The 21,933-nt window shown below is 69.0% G+C and carries 19 protein-coding genes and 1 pseudogene; 9 read left to right on the top strand and 11 right to left on the bottom strand.

Annotated elements, in window-relative coordinates; translation table 11 throughout:
• Positions 1–39: 39 nt before the first annotated feature.
• Positions 40–1,026: a phosphotransferase family protein gene (locus P2Q00_RS49545; RefSeq protein WP_275781631.1), complete on the top strand. Its 987-nt coding sequence runs from the start codon at positions 40–42 to the stop codon at positions 1,024–1,026.
• Here P2Q00_RS49545 and P2Q00_RS49540 read toward each other — a convergent pair.
• The 5 genes from P2Q00_RS49540 to P2Q00_RS49520 all read right to left on the bottom strand — a co-directional run bounded on the left by P2Q00_RS49540 (position 1,010) and on the right by P2Q00_RS49520 (position 7,083).
• Complete coding sequence (locus P2Q00_RS49540; RefSeq protein WP_275781630.1) at positions 1,010–2,272, bottom strand: ATP-grasp domain-containing protein; 1,263 nt, start codon at positions 2,270–2,272, stop codon at positions 1,010–1,012. The two genes, P2Q00_RS49545 and P2Q00_RS49540, sit on opposite strands and share 17 nt — an antisense overlap.
• Positions 2,269–3,420 carry a glycine amidinotransferase gene (locus tag P2Q00_RS49535; RefSeq protein ID WP_275781629.1) on the bottom strand — a complete coding sequence of 384 codons (1,152 nt, stop codon included), beginning with the start codon at positions 3,418–3,420 and terminating at the stop codon, positions 2,269–2,271. The genes P2Q00_RS49540 and P2Q00_RS49535 overlap by 4 nt, the downstream gene beginning before the upstream one ends.
• A 19-nt stretch (positions 3,421–3,439) precedes the next feature.
• Positions 3,440–4,414, bottom strand: coding sequence for an aspartyl/asparaginyl beta-hydroxylase domain-containing protein (locus tag P2Q00_RS49530; protein WP_275781628.1), 975 nt, complete (start codon positions 4,412–4,414; stop codon positions 3,440–3,442).
• 17 nt (positions 4,415–4,431) lie between these two features.
• On the bottom strand, positions 4,432–5,838 hold the full coding sequence (locus P2Q00_RS49525) for a preATP grasp domain-containing protein (RefSeq protein WP_275781627.1): 1,407 nt from the start codon (positions 5,836–5,838) through the stop codon (positions 4,432–4,434).
• A 78-nt stretch (positions 5,839–5,916) separates the two neighbouring features.
• Positions 5,917–7,083, bottom strand: coding sequence for a cytochrome P450 (locus tag P2Q00_RS49520; protein ID WP_275781626.1), 1,167 nt, complete (start codon positions 7,081–7,083; stop codon positions 5,917–5,919).
• Positions 7,084–7,450: 367 nt separating this feature from the next.
• On the opposite strand from P2Q00_RS49520, the gene P2Q00_RS49515 reads away from it, so the two are divergent.
• Positions 7,451–8,767 carry a helix-turn-helix transcriptional regulator gene (locus P2Q00_RS49515; protein WP_275781625.1) on the top strand — a complete coding sequence of 439 codons (1,317 nt, stop codon included), beginning with the start codon at positions 7,451–7,453 and terminating at the stop codon, positions 8,765–8,767.
• Between the two features lie 482 nt (positions 8,768–9,249).
• On the opposite strand, the gene P2Q00_RS49510 is transcribed toward P2Q00_RS49515, so the two are convergent.
• Positions 9,250–10,533, bottom strand: a complete 1,284-nt coding sequence (locus P2Q00_RS49510) for a hypothetical protein (RefSeq protein ID WP_275781624.1) — start codon at positions 10,531–10,533, stop codon at positions 9,250–9,252.
• Positions 10,534–10,942: 409 nt separating this feature from the next.
• On the opposite strand from P2Q00_RS49510, the gene P2Q00_RS49505 reads away from it, so the two are divergent.
• From P2Q00_RS49505 to P2Q00_RS49495, 3 genes are all read left to right on the top strand, one after another.
• Positions 10,943–11,185 carry a hypothetical protein gene (locus P2Q00_RS49505; RefSeq protein WP_275781622.1) on the top strand — a complete coding sequence of 81 codons (243 nt, stop codon included), beginning with the start codon at positions 10,943–10,945 and terminating at the stop codon, positions 11,183–11,185.
• Positions 11,186–11,195: 10 nt separating this feature from the next.
• Positions 11,196–11,348: a hypothetical protein gene (locus tag P2Q00_RS49500; protein ID WP_275781621.1), complete on the top strand. Its 153-nt coding sequence runs from the start codon at positions 11,196–11,198 to the stop codon at positions 11,346–11,348.
• Between the two features lie 189 nt (positions 11,349–11,537).
• Entirely contained in the window at positions 11,538–12,551 is a 1,014-nt protein-coding gene (locus tag P2Q00_RS49495; protein WP_275781620.1) for a helicase associated domain-containing protein, read from the top strand.
• 97 nt (positions 12,552–12,648) lie between these two features.
• Here P2Q00_RS49495 and P2Q00_RS49490 read toward each other — a convergent pair whose 3' ends face one another.
• Positions 12,649–16,371: a WD40 repeat domain-containing protein gene (locus P2Q00_RS49490; protein WP_275781619.1), complete on the bottom strand. Its 3,723-nt coding sequence runs from the start codon at positions 16,369–16,371 to the stop codon at positions 12,649–12,651.
• Positions 16,372–16,768: 397 nt separating this feature from the next.
• Between P2Q00_RS49490 and P2Q00_RS49485 the strand changes: the two genes are divergently transcribed.
• On the top strand, positions 16,769–17,218 hold the full coding sequence (locus P2Q00_RS49485; RefSeq protein WP_275781618.1) for a hypothetical protein: 450 nt from the start codon (positions 16,769–16,771) through the stop codon (positions 17,216–17,218).
• A 366-nt stretch (positions 17,219–17,584) separates the two neighbouring features.
• Complete coding sequence (locus P2Q00_RS49480) at positions 17,585–18,130, top strand: SigE family RNA polymerase sigma factor (RefSeq protein WP_275781616.1); 546 nt, start codon at positions 17,585–17,587, stop codon at positions 18,128–18,130.
• Positions 18,131–18,776: 646 nt separating this feature from the next.
• Here the strand turns inward: P2Q00_RS49480 and P2Q00_RS49475 are convergent.
• Genes P2Q00_RS49475 through P2Q00_RS49465 form a run of 3 tightly spaced genes read right to left on the bottom strand, consistent with a single transcriptional unit; the run spans position 18,777 to position 20,161 of the window.
• Positions 18,777–19,349, bottom strand: a complete 573-nt coding sequence (locus P2Q00_RS49475; RefSeq protein WP_275781614.1) for a hypothetical protein — start codon at positions 19,347–19,349, stop codon at positions 18,777–18,779.
• On the bottom strand, positions 19,342–19,917 hold the full coding sequence (locus tag P2Q00_RS49470) for an RNA polymerase sigma factor (RefSeq protein ID WP_275781613.1): 576 nt from the start codon (positions 19,915–19,917) through the stop codon (positions 19,342–19,344). Before P2Q00_RS49470 ends, P2Q00_RS49475 begins: the two co-directional genes overlap by 8 nt.
• A gap of 1 nt (position 19,918) precedes the next feature.
• Positions 19,919–20,161, bottom strand: a complete 243-nt coding sequence (locus P2Q00_RS49465; RefSeq protein WP_275781612.1) for a hypothetical protein — start codon at positions 20,159–20,161, stop codon at positions 19,919–19,921.
• A gap of 80 nt (positions 20,162–20,241) precedes the next feature.
• Here P2Q00_RS49465 and P2Q00_RS49460 point away from each other — a divergent pair, with 80 nt between their 5' ends.
• The gene (locus P2Q00_RS49460) at positions 20,242–20,496 is read left to right on the top strand and encodes a hypothetical protein (protein ID WP_275781611.1); all 255 of its coding nucleotides are present in this window, start codon (positions 20,242–20,244) and stop codon (positions 20,494–20,496) included.
• A 49-nt stretch (positions 20,497–20,545) separates the two neighbouring features.
• The gene (locus P2Q00_RS49455; protein WP_275781609.1) at positions 20,546–20,920 is read left to right on the top strand and encodes a hypothetical protein; all 375 of its coding nucleotides are present in this window, start codon (positions 20,546–20,548) and stop codon (positions 20,918–20,920) included.
• 247 nt (positions 20,921–21,167) lie between these two features.
• On the opposite strand, the pseudogene P2Q00_RS49450 reads toward P2Q00_RS49455, so the two are convergent.
• Positions 21,168–21,933: pseudogene (locus P2Q00_RS49450) on the bottom strand (ISKra4 family transposase); the annotation flags it as partial.

Here is a 21,933-nt window from a genome sequence, read left to right as displayed (position 1 = left end):
CACTTTCCCCCGCCCACGGCCAGGACGCGAGGAGCTTTCGTGGAGTTCCGTTCAGTCGCTCGCGAGTCGTCTGCCTTCCAGCAGCCTGTCTCCGCCGCAGAGATCCAGGAGATGTGCGGGCGCGCATTCGGCGCCGGCGTTCGGGTCACCTCGGCGGTGGAGTTGGGCGGCGGCATGTACAACACGACTTACCGGGTCGCCGCCGAGGGCCTGCCAGAGCCGGTCATCCTGCGGATCGCCCCAGCTTCAGAGCGGCAGTTCACCTCCGAGCGGGAGCTCATGCGCAACGAGTACGCGACCGTGCCCTACCTCTCCACGGTCGCGTCCCTGGTTCCGAGGGTGCTGTTTGCTGACTGGTCGCAGGAGATCATCAGCAGGGACTGGGTGGTGCAGAGCCACCTCACCGGCGTGCCGGCCCCCGACCGTCTCAGCGCTTACGAACGCCCGCTCTGGCGGGGGTTCTTCGCCCAGCTCGGCGAGATCACTAGCCGGGTGCACTCCGTCCGCGGCGGCCACTTCGGCCCTGTCGCCGGTCCGGGGTTTCCCACCTGGAGTTCGGCTGTGTTCGCCTCCCTGCACTCGATCGCGGACGACTTGAGCGCCTCGGGCCTGGATGCTGCAGACGTACGCAAGGTCGCTGAGCTCGCCGCCGAGCACGGCGAGGTCCTCGACGAGATCCGCGAGCCCCGTCTTCTGACCGGGGATTTGTGGACCGTCAACACGATGCTTTCGCCGGACGCACCCGAACCGGTGATCACGGGCGTGCTCGACCTCGATCGCACCCTGTTCGGTGACCCGGCTGCCGACTGGACGATCCGCATGGCTGGCGCCAAGCAGGACGAACGGGTCTCCTTCTGGGACACCTACAGCCCGCGTGATGCTTCCTCGGCCGGCGCCTGGCGTGCGCTCGTCTACGAGGCACGTCATCTCGGCGCGATCCGGCTGGAGCGGCATCGGCTGGGCAACGCGGAGGGTGTGCAGGAGAGTTACGTGTCCCTGGGGAAGATCGTCAGCGCGCTGGCCTGACCGGGTTGGAGGTGTGCGGATCGACGTGGATGCGGACCTGCTGCAGGAGTGCGACGGCCCGCTCTTCCACCTCGGCCGCGCCCTCCCCGGTGACCACGAAGCTGCCCAGGCGGTGGGCGTTGGCCCCGGGCTGAAGGACCTGGCTGCCGAGCGGTGCCCGCCAGCGGACGAAGGGTACGCCTGGCCCTTGAGTTGGCAGGCCGGAGAAGGACTGCAGCCGCCCGGCGTATGGGCTTGTCAGGAACCGCACGGTGGCGTGCCGGTGGGTGGTGGGGGTGAGCGCGGCCGGGCGGCCGAGGGCGACGTCGAGGAGGGCCGCCCAGATGTCGATGCCGAGGGCGTGCTGGATGAGGATCCCGATCTGCCCGGCGGCGAGCCGTGCGGCGATCTCGATGACGGTGCACTCTCCGGTGGCGTCGACGATGACTTCGGTGTGTGAGGCGCCGTCGTGGATGCCGACAGCGTGAATGGCTGCGTGGACTTCGCGGTGGACAGCCGCTTCCACCGGTGCAGGCAGGTGGGCGGGGAGGCTGTGTCCGGTCTCCACGCGGCGGGCGCCGCCGGTCACCAGCTTGCGGGTGACGGCAAGGTGCGTGGTGGTGCCCGCTTGGGTGACGGACTCGACGCTGTACTCCGTCCCGGGGGCGTAGGCCTGCACCAGGATGTGCGCGCCGTCTTCGCCGCCGTAGGGCCGGCCTGCCGTACGGGCCGCTTCGGCGGCCGCCGCGGCGGCGGCCGGGCTGGCCGCCACCGTGACGCCGCACGATCCCGCTCCGGCCACCGGTTTGATCACGCAGGGGAGGCCGACCTCGTCGAGCGTGGCCTGCAGCTCCCGGTCGTCTCGGATGAGGCGTGTATGCGGGGTGCGCACCCCGGCGGCGGCGAGGGCCTGGGCCATGGCGGCCTTGTTGCGGGCCGCGTGCACGCGGGCGGGGTCGTTGCCGGGCAGGCCGAGCTCGGCGCACACCAGTGCGGCGAGCTCGGTCAGGTACTCGTTGACGGTCAGCACCGCACCGATGCCGTGCCGACGGGCGTGGGCGGCAATCTCCTCCACAGCCTGCGCGGGCCGGGTGAAGTCGGTGAGCACGCGCCCGGTCAGCAGTGCCTTCAACTCGCCGCTGTAGGCGGCGAATTCGGCGGGCGCCGCTGCGGCATAGACCCGATGGCCGCGGGAGGCCGCGGCGCGGATGATGGCACCGGACTCGGGGCCGGCCGCGTCCAGCAACAGCACGGCGACGCCGGTCACGACAGATAGTCCTCGCAGGCTCCATCACGGCGCGTGTCCAACGTGAAGCAATGGAATCCGCCCCCGAACAACCTCCTGTGCCGGTGGCGCACGGGCACCACCGTGAAGTGCTCGGCTTCCAGGGTCTTGATCAGGCCGATGCATTCCTGGTTGACCAGCACCGTGTTCTCGTCGACCGACAGGACGTTGAGATCGATGTAGGGGCTGGTGAGGACCAGGTCCTCGGAGTCATCGTAGACGGGGAACGCGCCGGCGTCGGGCTCGGGCGGCACGATGTAGCGCCAGGACCGCAGCGGGGCGGGCATCAGGTCGCGGATGCCGTCATGGCGGGCGAGGAACACCCCGGGGCGCAGGGCGAGCAGCATGCTGTCGATGTGGTTGTCCGCCATGCGGTGGACGGTGTGGATGCGGTAGCGGTCGGCGAGATGACGTTCCAGCCAGCGCACACCGCGCGCGTGATTGCTCTGGGCGACGTTGACGACCAGGTCACGCCCGAGTCGTAGGACCTGCGCGCCGTCCAGCATCATCTCGTGGCCGACGTCGTACGGGCTGGGTTGCGGGTCGTCGATGGCCTCGGTCGGCCCGCCCAGCGTGGTCGTGATGCCCCGCGCGTAGGACAGGTCGAAGCTCATGTCGGTGAGGGTGGGGCGGGGCATCACCGTCCACTGGGCGCCGTTTTCCTCGTAGGCCTGGAACAGGTGGTGCAGCAGCTGGGTCTCCAGGTATCGGGAGCGGATCGCCGGCGGCGTCTCGATGATCTGGCCGCCGAGGATCAGGGTGTTGTCCCGGATGTTCAGGGCCGGGGTGGGGGCCGCCTGCCAGCCCAGGCCTGCGATCGCCGGGGCGTTGGGCGGGAGCGGCAGGGGCCGGTGGACGGTGATGCCGAGGTCGGCGAGCGTGGTGGCCAGGGCTTCGACGTCTTCGTCGAGTTCGGCGGCGTAGCGCTCCTTGATGGCCCAGTTCTCGCGGCGCGGGCCGGTGTCGGTCTGTGCGAGGCGCGGGTAGGCCCAGTCCGAGCGGAAGCCGGTCAGGTTCTCGTGGTGGAAGAGCTCGAAGGAGAGATCCCGTTCGTGGCCGAGGTAGTGGGCGGCGGATCCGACGACGATCTCTCGAAGGCGGGTGAAGTCGTCGTGGCTGTGCAGCTGCATGCCGGGGGTCCTTTCGGTGTCAGGGGGTGTGGGGTGCGGCGGTGACGTGACGGTCGGCGAGCGCGCGGCCGCGGCGCACCCGTAGCAGGAGTCCGCCGTTGCCGTCGGGCTGGAGGGTGCGTTGCTCGCTCCAGCCGGAGAACCGCCACTGCTGGCCGTCATGGTCGACGGGGACGAGCGCGAAGGATCGGCCGGCGATGGTCAGCGTGGGGGTACCGGCCGGGGGGTGGTCGATGCGGGCGGGGATCAGGGAGCCGTCCAGCGGGGCGGACGCGTCGAAGTCGGCGAATCCGGTCGGCAGCAGCGCCTCGTACGGCAGGCCGGTGGGCCAGGCGGGTTCGGTCGTGGGGGCGGGGTGGTTGAGGAGGACCTCGCCGTGGGTGAGCAGGTCCTGCCAGGCCTGCGGGAACAAGGTGGCGAGTTCGGCGGTGAGGAGCGCGTCGATGACGGCGTGGACGCGGGTCACCGTCGTGCTGGTGTTGGACACGTGGTGTTCGCGGGAGAAGTCCCCGAACCACAGCGTGCCGGGCTGCCAGCAGTGTTCGACGCCGTCGAGGACGAGAACGGCCTGCGGGTCGGTGATGATCGGGATGTGCAGGCGGACCAGGCCGCGGTCGAGGCGGTACTTGGGGTCGCAGTGTGGGGTGGAGACGGCGCCGGGTCCCAGCGCCATGAGCCGCACCGCGTTGAGGGGTGCGGGCAGGTGGGCCAGGATCTCGGCGAGGTAGGGCAGGTATGTGAGCCAGCGGGTCGGGGCGAAGGGCTGCGGGCCGGGGCCGCCGGGATCGGTGCGTTCCGCGTCGCCGCCGAGGCTGCGCAGCGGCAGGACGCGCCAGTCGATGGCGGCCGGCTGGCCGACTTGCCCGCCGTAGGTGTGGATGCGTTGCGGGTGCCAGGGGTGCGCGGTGACAGCGTCGAGCTCGGCGGTGAGCCGGTCTGCGTCGAAGGCGGGGGCGAGTTGGGCCGCCTCGGCGGCCCCGGTCACGGTGTTCATCGGTCGGGTGCTCCAGGTCAGGAGGAGAACGACACGGCGGCGGTGCCGACGTGCTGGCTGGCGTCGTAGGTGCCGGCGGGCAGGGCCGCGAACCGTGCGTCGAGCTGGTCGACCACGTGCGTGTAGCCGTCGGTGGGGTCGTAGGCGATGCAGAACACGAACTGGGCGGGGGCGCCGGGCGTCAGGGGCAGCGCGGGCATGGAGACGATCACCCCGGTGCGGGAGTCGGCGTCGTACGCCAGGCCCAGCTCGTGAAGGGCGGTCTGGAAGGCGGCGAAGTCCGGTACGGCCCAGGTGGGCGGGACGTGGTACTCGACGACCTGCCGGCGCGGTGCGGCGGCGTGGTTGACGATGCCGTGGGCGATCGACTGATAGATGTGCAGGCTGCCGGAGACCTGGGCGTTGACCTCGGTGAACACCACCGTCCGGTCGGGAAGGATCAGAGCGTCCGCGCTGAGATGGCCGCGGTAGCCGAACGAGCGGTAGGCCTCGGCGAGGCGGGTGCCGCCGTCCAGCAGAGCCGCCCGCACCAGGTCGTCTACGCCGTCGAGGGGGACGACCTGGTGGCTGAGGCGGCGCCCGACGTAGAGGAGGCGGCCCATCTCGGTCGGGCGGGTGCCGTCGTCGCCGGCGTAGTGCTCGGAGTACACCGCGTCCGCGCCGGGCGCGAACTCCTCGAGGACGACCCGCCACCGGCCCTCTCCGCTGGCCCAGGACCAGCGCTCGGCCCAGTACGCGGCGACGCTGTCCGGGCCCGGGGCCAGGTGGTGCAGGTGCCGGGCACCGACGTGGTCCACCGCCAACTCCGGGTCGGCTACGAGCAGTTCGTTTCCGACGCCGGCACCGTTGTGGCTCTGCTTGACCACGACGGCCGCCGTGGGGGACGTCGCCAGCAGTGCGCTGGTCGCGGCGATGGCCTCGGCGTGGCTGCAGCAGACCCGGCCCGGCAGGATCGGCACGCCGGCGGCCGCGGCCAGCGCGCGGAAGTTCGCTTTGTTGTTGCCGATCTCTCCGCCGCACTGGCCGAAGAAGGCGGCCCCTGGGTATCGGTCGGCCACGCCGAGCGCTTCGGCAAGCCGTGCCACGGCGGCCGCAGGCCACAACGCGAACACCTCGCTCACGCTGTCGGCGCCGCCCGGGCCGAGTGCAGCCCGCACCTGGTCGATGAAGGCGGGCTCGGTCAGCGAGGCGGGATCCATCAGCCGCCCGCCCCACGCCCCGGCCGGCGCGACCAGGATGGTCAGCTCGCTGCGTTTCACGCCGGTGTGGGCCAGGGCGTAGTCGACGAACGGGTCGTCCGGCTCGCAGCACAGGATGAGCAGGTCCCCCGGGCGGGCGAACCAGACCAGGCGCTGTGTCCAGGCGCGCATGTCGCCGCGTTCACGGATGGACGGATCGATGTGATTGCCGATGAGGATGCGCACGACGAAATCTCCAGACGGGCGTGGGAAGGCACCGCGGCACAACCGCCGTGCGGAGCGCCGCAGATGGGAGGGTGAGGGTCAGCGGTGCAGGAGGGCGGGCAGCGTGTCGAACGCCCGCATCGTCGCCGCGCGGCGCCGCACGCCGTCGCCGACGGGGACCAGGTGCGCGGGGTGCTCGTTGAGGGCGGTGATCAGGGCCCGCAGTGCGGCTTGGGCGACGGTGGTGCCAATGCAGGAGTGGGGGCCCCACCCGTAGCCGAGGTGCCGGTTCGGCGTGCGGTCCAGGACGAGCTGGCCGGGGCGGGTGAAGGCCTCGGGGTCGCGGTTGGCGGCGGCGAACAGCGGGACGACTTTCTGTCCGGGGCGGATGTCGACGTCGCCGATGCGGCAGGCGCGGACCGCGATGCGGGTCGTGCCCTGGACCGGGCCGTCGAAGCGCACCAGTTCGTCGACGCCCGTGGCCAGCACCGCCCGATCGCGCAGCTGGCGCAGGGCGTGAGGGTGAGTGAGCAGGGTGTGGACGGCGTTGCCGACGGCGGCCGCCGTGGTGCTGTATCCGCCCTGGAACATCACCCGCGCCGTGTTCTTCACATACAGCCGGGTGTGCGCGTCGCCGCCCGTCGCACTGGCGCGGACCCGGGCCAGCAGGCCCGGTTGGGGCGAGGCAGCGAACCAGGATTCGACCAGGTCGCTCAGCTGCTGGCGGGCGATCCGCCCCGGCTCCACGACCGACGGATCCAATCCGCCGTCCATACTGCGCATGATCGCGTCCGACACGGCGGCGAACTCGGCGTAGGGCGGGGGCTCGACACCCAGCAGGTCGGCCACGACCGCCACGGACAGCGGCACCGCGATCTCGGACACCGCATTGAACACTTCGCCGTCGGCCTGGTCCTCGAGTCGGCCGAGGACCAGGCGGCGGGCGCGTAACTCGATCGCGGCGAGGTCCTGGGCGTGCAGCGCCGTCATGAACAGCGAACGGATCCGGCCCTGTTGCGGAGGATCGAGACTCTGCACGCTCAGGCTCGGCTCGGCCACCGTGCCGCCGGTGCGCCGCGGATCGCGGGCGAAAGTGGCATGGTCGCGCAGCACCCTCACACAGTCCGCATACCGGGTCAGCGCCCAGGACTCCATGCCTTCGTGCCAGAACACCGGTTCACTCGCGCGCAGTTCGGCCAGCACCGGGTACGGGTCACGCAGGATCGTGGCGTCCAAGGGGACATAGCGGTCGGTCACAGACGGCATCGCGGGTCCTTCCGCAAGTGGGAAGGCGGGCCCGCTGCCGGCGGGCCCGCCCGGGTACCTCGGGCTCAGTGGTCGTACGACATGGCAGCCCCCTCCCTGTTCGTCGACGACGGTGGACGTCCCGCGGGGAGCGAAGGGCCTGGTCGGTCCTCATGTGCCGGCGGATGTGCAGGCGGGAGGGCGGAAGGAGACGGTGAAGAATGCATGGGTCGCCGTGGCTTCCGTCCGGCCTCACAGGTGCCGAGCGAGACATCACGAGTACAGCGCCCGCAGGCCTTCGTGCCCAGGCCTTTCCCCTATCCCCGCCCTATCCCCGATCTGCGCAAACTGCTCTTCCGCAGCGAGGCCTGGGTGGTGAAATGGATGGGTGGACGACGAGATCCGCCACCCTCTCGCGTACGCACGTCTCGAGCGCGGATGGTCGCAGGAGGAGTTGGCCCGTCGTATCCGGCGGGCCGCCAAGCGTCGAGGCCTGCTCTCCGGCACACGGGGATCACGGGTCTCCAAGTGGGAGACCGGCCGGGCCACGCCTGATGAAGCCGAGTCCCAGCCGCTCATCGCCGAGGTCTTCGGCGTCGACTATGCGGCCGTCTCCCATCTCGGCTGGCCCAACTGGCTTCCGGGCCAGGACGAGCCGCTGCCCTTCGGCCTGCACACCGCCGTCCCCTCGCTCCGAAAGGCCTTGATGTCCGCCATGGACCGACGGTCGTTCATCGCCTACACCAGCGGCTCGTTGGCTGCACTGGCCCACCAGTGGGCCATGACGGAGTCTGGGCCCGCCCCGAAGTGGGGCGCCGGCGATGTCGACGCCGAGCTGGTCACCTGGCTCGAGGCCACCGGCGCCGAGCTGGTCCAGCTGGCCACCGAACGGCGCAAGCGCACCCACCGGCTGCTGGATGCGCACCTGAACACCGTCACCGAGATCATCAACGAGGGCCGCTACACCCGCCCCGTCGAGCAGCGGCTGCACACCTTGGCCGCCTCGCTGGCTCAGGCCATCGCATGGCAGCAGTTCGATGAACGCCGCCACGCCTCCGCCAGCCGGTTCTGGCATGCCGCCCTGCATAACGCTCACACCGCCGGTCAGCGTGACCTCGGCGCCGGCGTCCTGTCCGATCTCGCCTATCAACTGCTGTGGCTGAACGACGCGGACACGGCCGCCGCCGTACTTGAGCACGCCATCCCCCGCACCCAGCACCCCGCCGCACGGTCCCTGCTCTATCTGCGTCAGGCCCGGGCTCTCGCTGTCCTCGACGAGCGCGGCCGGTGCCGCCAGGCCCTCGGCCACGCGGAGAAGTGGCTGGGCACCCCGTCGTACGACCCGCCGCCGGCGTGGTGCTCCTGGATGTCGCAGGCCGATCTCGCTGCCGACACCGGCCGTTGCCTCGCCGACCTCGGGGAACTGCGGCGAGCGCACCAGCTCATGGATGAGGGCATGGACCTGCTGCCTGCCGCCCGGTCGAAGACGCGGTCGGTGTTCCTCGCCTACCAGGCCGAGACGCATCTGCGTGCAGGCGACGCGGATATCGCAGCGCAGACGGCGACGCGCGCCTTCGACCTGGCAACCCGGATCAACGCCCCGCGGTGCGTCACGATGGTCCGCGACCTCGAGCCGGAGTTGGCGCCGTACGGGCACATCGCCGGCGTCGACGAACTCCTCGAGCGGCTCCGGGCCGTCAGCTGACGGCTCGGGACGGCTTGCGTCCCGAGCCGCGGGAGTCCGAAGCTGTGTCAGGACCGATGATCTGTGACGTTCAGTCACGGGGTGACGTTGCCTCGGTCCACGTCCGATGCTCAGCGGCGTTCTGCCCACCAGGCCAACACCGTGATGGTGCATCCGCCCGCAGCAGCAGCCGCACCTCGAACGAAACTGAAGGCTGCGGCCCGGAGCAGTTGGCGGGCAGTCTTTCCGTTCTTGAGTGCGGCCATGGCTTCCTCCCCCTTGCCGAGCGGGCCCGAATTTGTGACAGGCCCCGCAAAGGGGAAAACCCCGACCGGGACTTGAGTCCGGGGCGGGGTCGTTTGCCGCTGCCGCTGGCGATGTTGGGAGTCCTCGCCACGCTGCCGGCATCCCTTCAACGGTTGAGCGCCCGTCGGTGTTCCCGTGTGTAGGACGATTGGCCAGGGCCCGTGAGGCAACGTGCTTGAGCTGGATACCCAGGGCGATCATGGCCATGGTCCGACGGAACATGTGCGGGGCCCCCTCGATGTCGCCGCCACCGTGATCGCCGCATTGGACCAGGACAACGTCGGCCTGCGCGAAGAACTCGCCTGGCGCGGCGCATCGTCGCCCTCGATGAACGGCGCGCCTCCCGGACCGACACGATCGGCCTCTGCTGCGGACTTGATGTTGAAGCTGACATGCTGGCACTTCAGCTCATGTGCTGTTTGATCACCTCCACCGCTCTCCGTCGTTGTATCGGCGGGGCTGCGGGGCCGCGACGTGACCTGCTTTCCGCAGCCTGACGAGTCGCTCAGGAAGATTCGCCAGGGTCTCAGTGGCCACAGCCAGCGCTTGTCGCGCTTCCTTTCGGTGTGCTGATCCTTGCCGCGCTGCCACCGACCCACCGGGTTGCGCGGGTGGACCAGATGCCTGGCCTGATGATCCTTGCCGCGCGAGGACTCCACCTGCCAGCCCTCCGGCAGCGGACCGTTCAACCACGCCGCGACCGCATCCCGTAGAAACTCATACCGGCCCGCGTCCCGGTGCCAGGGATCGCCGCCGGTGACGTAGATTCGCTCGATCGCGGCAGGGACCGTCGCGTACACCGCGGTCAAGATCTCCGCCACGCCCGCGCGCTCGAGCTCCAGCCGGGTGCTCCCTCCGCTCCACACCAAGACACCGGTCGCGGTGTCGAGGAACGCCATCTGCCGCACGGCCTGCTGGAAGTTCGGCGGCTTCGACACCAGGTTCGACTCCTGCCGAAACCAGCGGTCACCCTCAGCCCCGGCCGGAATCGACGGCAGCTCACGTGCCGATGCTTCCCCGGCCGGCTGGGGGGCCGGGGCGGTCGGGACCTGCTCGGCCTCCGTGGCCGCGGCGGTGTCGGACACCGGCTCCTCCAACTGGCCCTCGGCCTCCTGGGCTTCGGCCGCAGGGGCCGGTGTGCCCAGGTCAGGAGCGGCAGACTTGGCGGGTTCCTTGATCGCCTGTGCGGCCCCCTCAGCCCCGTTACGATCACCGACCGGGCCCGCGATTGACGCAGCGGTCGCGGGCCTGCTCGCGGGCGCCTGGGGGCCCAGATGGGGCACCAGGGCGACGACATCGATCACCGACAGGCCGGACGACGTCGCCAGCCGATCTGCCTTCGCCTTCTCGTAGGCACCCAGCGCGGCGATCTTCTTGTCCCGAGCAGCCTGCAGCTTCTTCAGCTCGCGCTCCAACGGCCGCATCTGGTCGCGCAGTTCACGCAGATCAGCGAGGCCGTCGTTGTCGGTCTTGGCGTCCATCAGTCAGTGGCTTCCTTCGGAGATCGCCGGAACAACCGCAACCCATTCTGTAGAACAATGTTATGCATAGTCAAGCTCTGCATTGCTCGAGGTGCTGCCGACCAAGGCGGTCCAGCGAGAGGTGAGTACCATCGCTCGCCTCGCCGCCGAATCCGCACTGGGATCCTGCATGCTCCCAGGCTCGACCGTCAGTAGCTCGCGCCGCACAGGCTTGCCCGCGACATCCTGCAGGTGCTGGGGCTGTATCGCGTACACCCTTGAAGTGCATACTCAAATTCTGCATTATTGTGTGAGGCTACGGACGGCCGTCAGGTCGCCAGCTCCAGCTGACTGCCCCAGGATCCCGTCCCGCTTCGCTGGAGCAGGGGGCCAAAACCGCAGTCTTCTACGACCTGATTGGAGTTCGTCAGTGCCCCCCCAACACAGCCGCCCTGAAGGTGCCCAGCAGACCCTGCGGGAGGCCGTCAGCGAAGCCAAGAAAAGGCGAGATGATGCGGTTGCCGAGGCCGAGCGGTCGTTCTGGACACGGATTGCCGAGCTGAAGAGCTCCTACCGTGGCGCAACGACCGACATGGAGCCGATCCTCGGAGTCACCCGTGACGCGATCCTCAAGGCTGTCAAGAAGCACACCGGCGAGAAACCCACGCCCTGATCGCGGCACCGTGGTTTTGACGCTCAGTGCGGTTCGCTGGGCCGGCGAGGTACCGAAGTTCTACCGCGACGACTGCCCCGTCCCGATCTTCGCGCCCAACAGCATGCCCACCCAGGAGGACAACAAGGTCGCCACGGCCCTGGGATTCGAGCGGCGCGAATGACGTTTCCCGCGGGAAACACAAAAGGGCCCGGCCCCTCCGCAGGTACTTCGCGGAGGGGCCGGGCCCTTTTGGTCTGCTACTGCGGCACAGATCAGGAAGCCCAACTTGCACCCCGCCCCTCCCCCGCCGACGAGGACACCGAGTCGACCGCCGACACCCAGGACGACGTGGAGGAGGCAGACGACGGGGATGACGAGACCAGCCGCGGGCTGCTCTCCTTCTCCACCGCCCACGACCCCCGCCAGATCGCCGCGTTCATCGGCATGCGCGTCCTCAACCCCGAGAAGGTCCACTGGCGCCGCGGCATCCAGGCCCGCCACCCGCTACCTCGCCGAGCACGGCGACCTGCGCGTCCCGTACGGCTACCGCACCCCCGCCGACTGGTCCCCCGCCGACTTCCCCCTCGGTGTGTGGATCGCCGACCTGCGCCGCTACTACCACGAGGGCACCCTCGACCCCGAGCGGATCGAGCAGGCCGAGAAACTCGGCATGATCTGGTCCGAGTTCGACGCCGCCTTCGAAGAGGGACTCGCCGCGGCCGCCGCCTGGGCCGCCGACCACCACATCGGCCTGGCCGCGCCCACCGACGCGATGCACGCCGACTACCCCGTGGGAAAGTTCCTGAGCAACCAGCGTGCCGCCGCCCGCCGCGCCGACGTCCTCACCCACCACCAGGCGGAGGGCACCACTGCACCGGACAGCAGCACCACTCCCCTCACCGACCGGCGTCGCCAGGCACTCGACGACATCGACCCGGGCTGGTGCCCGCCCTGGCCCATCGACTGGCAGCGGCACTTCCGCCTCGCCTGGCACCACCGGCAGAGCGGCGGCACCCTCTCCGCGAAGGCTGGCGAACTCGTCGTCGACGGCGCGGACATCGGCAAGTGGCTGGCCGCCCAGTCCCGCGCCTTCAGCAAGCTGACCGTCACCCAGCAGTGGATGCTCACCGGCATGCTCGGCTTCACGCCCGCCCCCGCCCCGCGCAAGCTCAGCCGTGCCGAGCAGCGTGAACTCAACCTCGCGGCCGCCCGCCAGTTCCACGCCCGGGAAGGACACCTCGACGTCCCGCGCAACCACCGCGAGCCCGTCAACGGAACCGGCGTCGGACTCGGCGCCTGGATCAACAACGTGCGCGCCCGGCAGGCCAGCCAGCCCGACGAGGTGAAGGACACGCTCACCGCTCTCGGAATGCGCTGGGCGTGACGCCGGTATCGCGGCCCGAGGGGCCAGGACGGCTCCGGCGGGGTCTGTTGATGCTGCCATGGAAGGCGATCAAGCTGGTCTCGTTTCGCCGCCGCCTTCAGGGACACGGCGGGCGGTAAGGCAGTCCTGCAACGTACTGCTTCCACGCGATCCTCGTCAGAGCATGACCGGTTACAGCACATATACGACGGATTGCGCGACTGGCGTCGAGTATCCACATGCGGACTGCGCCTTGTTCAGCGCCCGTGGCGAGGGTCTGGCTATCCGGGTTGAACAAGAGGCTGTTCACGAAGGACGCCTGCCCGGTGAAGGAGTGCCCGCTGCCTGAGGGGCGGAGTGGATTGCTGGTGTCCCATAACTGAATCTCGCCCTCGGAGGTTCTGATGGCCAGGCTTCGGCTGTCAGGGCTGACAACTGCTTCATCGACAGCTCCGTCGGCCCGGAACGGCGTTCCGAGGGGCTTCGGTTGAGACGGACGGGTGGTGTCCCACAGCCGAATGGTTCGCTCCTGCGAGCCCACTGCCAGATAGTGGCCGTTTGGCGCGAAAGCCACAGCACTCCCATGAAGGGTGCCGCCACGCCTGACGGGGCGGGTGGGATTGCTCATGTCCCAGAGGTGGATGCCGTCTCCGCCGTCGCTCGTTGCGAGCATGCGTCCGTCAGCGCTGGGCGTCAGGGGTGCGACGTCAAGGTCTTTTTCACGGAGAATGCTGGTTCCTGCGGGCCGTGGCCGGGACGGATCGGCGATGCCCCAGATCCGGGCCCGGATGCCGTCGTCTTGGACTGCCCCGGCGGATCCGTCCTTTCCTCCCGCTCGCTCCTCGTACGTGATCAGAGTGTGCCCTTTGGAGCCGAAGGCCATGGCGCCGACATCTTGGCCCTTCGCCACGGGTATTCGGCCAAGTCGCCGCGGGTGCGACGGGTCGGTGGTGTCACACAGCCGTAGTCCGTTATCGGGGCTCTCGACCGCGAGGAGACGGCCCCGCGGTGCGAACACGGCGGCCGAGCCCGGCAGGCCCCCGCCGACGGGCCTAGGCGCGTCTGGCGTGGCGGTGTCCCAGAGCTGCACCGGCCCGTCGCTGCAGACCGTCGCCATTGTCCGGCCATCGCTACTGAAACCGGCCGGGGTCAAAGCGGGGCAGCCGAGCAGCGCAAGCGGCGGCAGACGCCATACACGCAGAGTCTGGTTGTCGTCCACGATCAGACTCCGGCCATCGGGACCGAACGCCACGGCGATTGCTCCCTGTGAGCGGCGGCTCATCGGCTGGCCGAGGCGCTCAGGCGTGTCAGGAACGGTGATGTCCCACAGCTGGATTCCGGTGTCTCCGATGACGGCGAGGAGCCGGCTGTCCGGGCTGTAGGCCACCGCATCGGTGGATCTCCCCCCGGGAACGCTCATCTGACCGTTGAGGTGGGCATCCTGGTTCTGGTGCAGCAAACGCGGATGCCGAGGCTTGCTGATGTCCGACAGCCATACTTGTCCGTAGTCGGATCCTCCGGTGGCCAGTGTCTGTCCGTCCGGGCTGAAGGCGAGTATGTCCCCATCGGTCATCCGGCCGCGGATCGCTGAGAGCACGGTGGTGCGGCGGTGGTGAGAGGTGTCCCAGAGTCGCACTGCGCCGTCGTCAGGATCACGCGTGGCCAGCAGCGGCCGGTGCGGGCTGAAAGCCGCGAGATCAGCGGGCAGAGACCGAACGAGCACCTCGGGGTGCTGGTTGTCGTGCACGTCCCACAGGGATGAGACGTGGTCGCCGCCTATGACGAGCAGGTTGCCGTCGTGGCTGAAGGCCATGAAGTTCCCAGGGGAATCTCCTGGTGGAGGGAGCGTGGCGAGCCTACGAAGATGCGACAGATCGGCGGTATTCCACAGGCTGACCGTCAGGTCGTAGTTCGCCACGGCCAGGACCCGTCCGTCGGGGCTCATCGCCACCTGCCAGCCTGGCAGCGCACGGCCGGCAGGCTTGGGGCGCGTGAAGTGGGTCGTGTCCCAAAGACGAATGGCATCGTTTCCGACCAGAGCCAGGATGCGATGGGCCTTGTCGCATGCCGCTCTGCCGTTGTTCGGTAAGTAGTCGCGAGACGGCGTGTCCTTCTTCTGTTCCCGGATCTCCGTGAACAGAGGAGCGGTGGCGTCGCCTACCAGGCTCGTATACGTCTGTGGCGAGGGCCGCATGCGGTAGGCGGCGATGTCGAGCTGCGCCGCCAGCGCTTCGTCCTGATGGGAAGAGGGAACGTCAGCAGCGCGCAGCCGGTCCGCCTCGGCAGCGACCTGCCGGGAGATCGCGGTCGTTCGTTCACTGCGGGCCGTCGCGCGTTCCTGGAGGGAGACAGCCACGGCGGCGCAGGCCACCAGGAGCAGCGCGGTCAGCGCTGCCACCAGGGAGCGCAGACGACGGGTGGTGCGCACGGCGGCCTTGCGTTCACGCTCGCGCGTGTCGAGGCTGGCCGTGAGGAACTCCTCCTCCACGGCGGTCAGTTCGCGTCGCTGTCCGGGCGTGGCGAATGCCTCCTCCGCGATGCCCAGCCGGGCTCCGCGGTACAACGCTCCCGGGTCGCGATCCAGCATCGTCCAGGCTTCAGTTGCTTCGGTGAGCCGGCGGTGGGTGCGCAGCCGGTCGCGGTCGGTATTGATCCAGGCACCCAGCCGGGGCCAGCCGGTAATCAGAGCTTCGTGGGCGAGGTCGACGGTCTCGTGGTCCAGGGTGAGCAGACGAGCGCCCGCGAGGCGGTCAAGGACCATGGCCGTATCGGTCGGGTCGGCGAAGTCGAGCTCCGCGCGAGGGGCAGGCCGTCGGGTATCGGGGGTCCCCTCGCCCGGGGTGATCAGGCGCAGGAGAATCCGGCGGGCGAGATCGGCCTGGTCCGGGGTGAAGCGGGAATAGACGTCCTCAGCTGTGCGAGCAATCGCTCCCTGCAGTGCGCCTGCCGCTTCATAGGCTTCGAGCACAAGAGCGCGGCCTTTACGCCGCCGCCACGTCTCCAGCAAGGCGTGGGACATCAGCGGCAGGGCGCCGGGTTCGCCCTCGACCTCGTCGAGAATCCGGGCTGTCAGAGAGCGCTCCACGATCAGCCCGGCGACCTGGGCGGGTTTGACGATGGCCTGGCGTAACTCATCGCGGCTCATCGGCCCGGCAAGCGCGGTGCCGTCCTGCAACACGGCGGTCAGAGCGGAGTGTTCGGCGCAGCGCCCTAAGAAGTCCGCGCGTACGGAGATGACCACGCGCAATCGGTTCCCGGGATCAGTGGCGCTCAGGAGACGGTCGATGAACTGGTCCCGCTCAGCCGGGTCGTGGCAGAGGGTGTAGAGCTCTTCGAACTGGTCCACGATCAGCCACGTGTCTCCGTCGCCGTCCTTCGGGGTCAGCCGCTGTTCGTGAGTGCGCAGGGGGTGCTCGCCGGGGGTGAGGACGCGCAGCGCGGCCGGCTGCGGGCCGGCCGGATCCGGGATGCGGAGGCGGGGGATGAGGCCGGCACGCAACAGCGAGGACTTGCCGCTGCCCGACGGGCCGAACACGGCGGTGAACCGCCGGGAGCAGGTCAGCTGGACCAGGCGGTCGGTGAGCTCGTCGCGGCCGAAGAACAGACCGGCGTCGCCCGGCTCGAAACGGGCCAGACCCCGATACGGAGGCTCGACGTCCTCATCCTCGGCCCGGGGTCCCGCCGCTGCTTCAGCGGCCGCCTGCCGCCAACGCTCCTCCCACTCCTCCGAATCGCCACCGCAGGCGCGGACGTAGGCGAGAACGACCGGCAGGGTCGGCAGCCGCTCCCCGCCAGCAGCCTGCGACAGGGTGCTTGTCCCCTGGCCCGCGCGCTGCGCCATGACCCGGTACGTCGGGCTCCCGGCTTCCGCCCGGAGTTTGCGTAACTCGGCCGCGAACCGTGCCACCGGCCCGGTGCTGGGGTCGAGTGGGCCCTCAGGACGTCCCGCCATCAACAGCTCACCCCTCTGCCGCCCGCTTCCCCCGTGGACGCGGCGCAAGGCCGGACAAGGTACGCAACCTCGTGGCAGGAGCGCAATCCGAAGGCATCTGCTCTGGCCACTGCCGCACGAACGCGGCCATGACCTGCAGCGCGGCCATTGTTCAGGGCGGCGAAACCGGCTGCCCATTCAATTCCCGACCCGCTGAACTCGATGTCAGACACCGGTCGCGCCACAACCACACGCTGTGCAGCGGGCCGGTCTTCACACCTCCACTCATTCGAAAGGAACGCTCATCATGAACACACGCAGGCGCTCCGCCCTCGCCATCGCCTCCGTCATGTGCGCGACGGCTGTGGCCTCGGGGTCGGCCCTCACGGCCCCGGCGGCCACCGCAGCGACCGGCACACCCACGGACACCGTCTCGGCCCAGACCAGTTGGACGAAGGAGTGGCAGTCCACCATCGGCCGGGACTACATGCAGTCGCATCACAAATGGGTCTCCCAGGGCTACCGCGCGCCCAACGGAACACGGGAGGCCCGAGGCGTCTTCAGCTGCACGGGCGACGACGACCAGGTCAAGCTGACGGTCTGGAACCTGGACACGGGCGCAAAGCAGAGCAAGACCGGCTGGTGCGACGGCGACAGGCACCACACGCCTGTTGTGGCTTACCAGAACGGTGAGACCCTCAAGCTCATCCTCAAGGGCGTGAAGACCACCGTGGTTGAGGCGTGGGCGGGCCGGTAGAGAGGCCGTAAGGGCCGCGGCCCAACCCGTGGTGGGGTCTGTGATCAGACCGATCACAGACCCCACCACAATGCGTAGGCGGCACCGCATGAGCAGGTCAGACACCGATTCCTGAGGTGCGAGGCCGTGCATGTCAGCAGCGGCCGACGACCCAACGCCCCTCAAGCAAGCACAACCCCAGCCCTGCGGCCGGAACACAACGGTATGAACCCGCTCACGGCCAGGCCACGCGCGGGCGGCACTCGCAGCGGGGCATCGAAGCCGGCGCACCGAGCTCACGATGCCGTCCATGTACAGGAGGCGGGCAGCAACGGCAGGTGCAACAAGCCGACCGCTCACCTCCACGTTCGGAAGGGAACACCACACGTGATTGTGCGCGAGCGCCCTGGCGAGGTGCTGGAATTCGAGGAGTACGTCCGTACGAGGCACGATGCTCTGCTGCGCAGCGCGCGCCGCCTGGTCGGCGACCCGCTCGAAGCCCAAGATCTGCTGCAGACCGCGTTGTTACGCATGTACGGCCGGTGGGACCTCATAGCGGACAAGCAGCTCGCCGACGCCTATCTGCGCCGCGTCATGATCAACACTCGTACGGAGTGGTGGCGGGCCCGTAAACTTCAGGAACTCCCCACCTCACAGCTACCGGACGCGAGTGTTGAGGACTCCGCCGAACAGCACGCCGACCGCGGGCTGCTGATGGACATCATGCGAGTGCTGGCGCCGCAGCAGCGCAGCGTCGTGGTGCTGCGGTACTGGGAGCAGATGTCCACCGACGAGACGGCCGCCGCCCTCGGCATGGCACCCGGCACAGTCAAGAGCACTCTGCACCGTGCGCTTACTCGGCTCCGTCAGGAGTGGCAGCGCCGCGACCCCGACTCCGGTAAGGCCGGCGGTCCCCGCTCGCCGCTCTGGTGAAGACCAGGCAGCAGGAGAAGGAGGCGGCCGTGGTGTGAGCGGGCGCCACCGGTGTGGGTGATGACAGCCGGGCGGTTCGGCGAGACGCTCAGCAGAAAGTCGAAAACACGACAGACCACCTCAGGGCCCGGTTCGCTCAGCGCGGCCGGGCTCGCAGCGTGCGGCGGCGCGGCTGTACCGCAACGGCTGCGCCGCCCGGGCCGCCTGCCGGCAGCGCGGGAGTACGCCAGCAGGCGGCCGGTGTCCCAAAGGCGCAGGCTGACGGTGTGGAGTGGCCCGTGGACGTCGCCCTCGCCCGACCAACAGGTCACACCGCGTCCACAACCAACAACCCAGCCTCCAGCGCCCGCTCCCCCACGACCCCAGCCGCACCCCCAGAACTGATCAGCCCAGCTCAGCCATCCGTGACTGATCACAAAAACCGATCCCGGACAAGGACACGCTCACCGCTCTCGGAATGCGCTGGGCGTGACGCCGGTATCGCGCCGCGCGTAGAAGTCCTCGGCCCCATCAAATCGGGCCCATACGCTCGACTCCCCAATTGGGGAGTCGAGCTTTCGCATCTCGGGGCCGCCCCTGCCCACGCGGTCCCGGCGCGCCATCTGGCGGCCGGAAGGCCAGTGGGCGCTGGCGCCAGGAGAGCGGATCAGAATGGCAGGTGACTGGACGTGGGGTCACTCGAGGGGTCAAACAGAAGGACGACCGCACGACGAGCCGCCGCGAGATCCTCCCTCAGTTGCTGGACGAGAGTTCGGAGCTCCTCGGTGTCGCACCGGGTGCGCAGCAGCGTGCTCACGTATCGCTGCATGTCAGAGATGGTGCGCTCGAACTCGGGCCGACTCATGTTCCGCGCGGCCAGGGCTGAAGCCGCCTGCCGGAGGTTTGCGGAGCACACGTTGGCCCAGCCTGTCACTACTTCGTCTCCGTAGAACATGGGCACGAGTTGGGCCAGGTCCCTTTGCGCGTCCTCCAAGGCTTCCAGCGCCACCCCGAGAGGACCGCCGATAGTGCCGGCAACGGTGATAGAGCCGAGGGTGCCATGGTGCGCGATAGCGTTCTTTGGCCGTGCAGGTGTATCCGCCTCGGTCTTGGTTGCGGAGCCGGCGCGCTGCTGGCGGGCGAGGGTGTGGACGAGTTCAACGCGAGCGGCTGCGAGCATTTGGTCCAGCCGGTCGTCGGCTTCCGTCTTGTCGCTCTGGCCGAGCGAGTAGTCATCCATCGTGCTCTCCTCCCTCAGAGCTGAGCGTGGTCATCAGGCGGCGTCGTGCGCGGCTGAGGTTGGTTCGCACGGCGACGTTCGTCATGTTGAGGGTGTCCGCGATCTCGCTTGTTCCGGCGCCGTCCAGGACGAAGGCCATGACGGCGCGCTGAGTCGGAGGGAGCTGACAGACCGCTTCCACAACTGTGTTCGTCTGAGTAGAGAGCTCCACCTCGGAGACCGGACAGATCCCGCCGGGGAGGTCGGGCATCTCATCTGTCAGATCCTCGCGACTGCGTTGGTGCTGCTTCAGGTAGTCGTAGTAGGCGGCTTTGCGCATCCACGCACGGGGATACTCGATGGTCATCCATAAGGCAGGCAGCAACTTGATCAGGGTCTCGTGCGCGAGATCATCGGCTTCCCACGTGCTTGCCCCGACGAACATCAAGAACGCAGTCAGGCTCGGTTTCTCGGCGACGTAGAACGCGTCGAAGTCTTCGCGGAACACGCGCGGTGGCGACGGAGCCGGCCGGGTTCGCTGGGAGACTGGACCGTTCTGTTGCCCGGCCGAAGCTGGAGTCTCGCTCATGTCACGCCGCCTCGTGGGGAGGGAGCTTGATGGTGAACCGCTGTCCGTCGGGCAACTCCTTGGTGATCTCGCTGCCAGGCGGTAGGCGCTTGATCACATTCATCAGTGTCTCGATCTGGTGCTCCGAGCGGCTGATCTCCAGCGCGATGCTACGGCGGTGCGACCGTGTGCTCAGCCAGAGATAGCTGAGCCGGAGTAGCGATGTTACTGCTCCGCATCCCGCGGTGACCGTCACCGGATCCATGGCCTGTCCTTTCCCGGGCGGCTCTTGTGCGCCGCGACGCAGCCTTAAGCCAAAGCGCCCCTCGGATGTGACATCCCGGCATGAATTTCGTCAGAACCTACAAGGCGGATTCGCTCAACATCGCTCGGAGCGACGACAGGCGGATCCTCAAGGCGCACCCATTCCGGCTCTCCGTCACTTGGTCGGACGGGTACTTCGCCGCAGCAGCCCTGCCAGCGCTCACGGAGGCGGGATTCGCGCAGACGCCGACCGAGGCCGTCAATCAGGCCAGCGGTCCAGAACTGGCAGGCGGGCCAGGCCAGCCCGTCGCCGTGATCGAGCGGCCCACGTCATAGGACAGACTGGGGCCTCCGAAGTCGCGACGGCCAAGGTTGGGATGTTGGCATGGGGTGGGACGTAGGGCTCGGGGAGCTTGAAGCATCCGAGATCGACGCTGTCCTGCAGCACCCGGAACACCTGATCAACTTCCAAGTCATCACCTGGCTCCTGGAGCGGTTCGACGCCGCCAAAAGCACCGCGAAGGAGTTGTACGACTTCCAGGCCCAGCTTCACTCCGCCGCCAGCAACCGCTCGAAGGCCGACCAGGACCCAGCCACCTGGCAGCCGCCCGCAGCCGGCTACCGCTGCACCTACGCCACCGACTGGGTGGCCATCAAAACCCACTGGGGCCTGGCGATCGACCCGATCGAGCGGGCCGAGATCGACAAGATTCTCCGCGCGTGCCCGGACAGCCCTGTCGAGGTCACCCTCGCGCGCTGAACAGGATTGCGGCTCGCGCGCTGAACAGGATTGCGGTCCGCCGCTAGGGGGAAAGCGGCGGGCCACGACCTCACGGTGCCACAAGCGTGCGCATACCACATGCCGTGCCCTCGAAATAGCCAACATCCGGCGCCGTGCGTGGACGGGCCCTTGGAGCCCGGGGGCGCCGGGCGTGTCAGCTGACGGGGTGAGCGCCGTGATGGCTCAGGCACCGATGGGTGTGGCTCTTCTCGAGTGAGATCGCGAGTCAACCTGGGGGTTCGTGTTTGTGCCGGTCGGGTGGGGGATAGAGGCGTTCGCGTTCTTTCTGGGTGTGGTAGGTCCAGTAGGCCGGGAAGTCGCCGTTGCTGATGACGGCGCGGAGGGTGAGGACGGCTTCGGCTCCGGGGACGCTCCATCGGCTGCCGGTGATGTCGAGCCGGTCGGCGATCAGATGGCGTGCGGCGCCCTCGACGATGCCGCTGGCGATCGGCCAGCCGGCAGCGAGGGCTGTGTCGTAGCGGACGAAGGCGGTGTTGTTCTCCAGATAGCGGCAGGCTTTGTCCGCGGCAGCTCGCTGGTCGGTGGTGAGATGATGGCGGTCGGCTCGGGCGCGAATGTCGGCGACGGCGCCCGTGGCGTTGCCGGCCAGGATCCGGGCGGCTTGGGTGCCGACCCAGTCCTCGGCGGCGGGATCGACGGCCGTGTGGAAACAGCGCGAGGCCGCCCACAATTTCTCGATCACGTGGACGATGTCGAGAACGATGTAGATCGTGATGTTGCGGCGGACGGCTTCGGCCTGGATCAGTTCCAGCTGGTGGGCGGCGCCGTCGACGAGGACCACCCAGCAGCGGCGGTGCTGCGGGTCACGGGCCTCGGCTTGGTCGAACGCGGCGGCAATGACCTCGTCGGCGTCGTGTCGGACCGAACCGGTGAGCCACTTCGCGCGGGCTTTCGGGCCTGGTCGTGGTGTGCGGTGGCCACTGCGGCCGCCGGGCGGGGCGATGATGTCGTGGGGGCGGCGCGGGGCCGGG

Origin of the sequence: Streptomyces coacervatus (assembly GCF_029223485.1) — a bacterium.
Taxonomy (GTDB): Bacteria; Actinomycetota; Actinomycetes; order Streptomycetales; family Streptomycetaceae; genus Streptomyces; species Streptomyces coacervatus.
The sequence above is the reverse complement of the archived record's forward strand: the minus strand, read 5'-3'. Positions and strand labels throughout refer to the sequence as shown.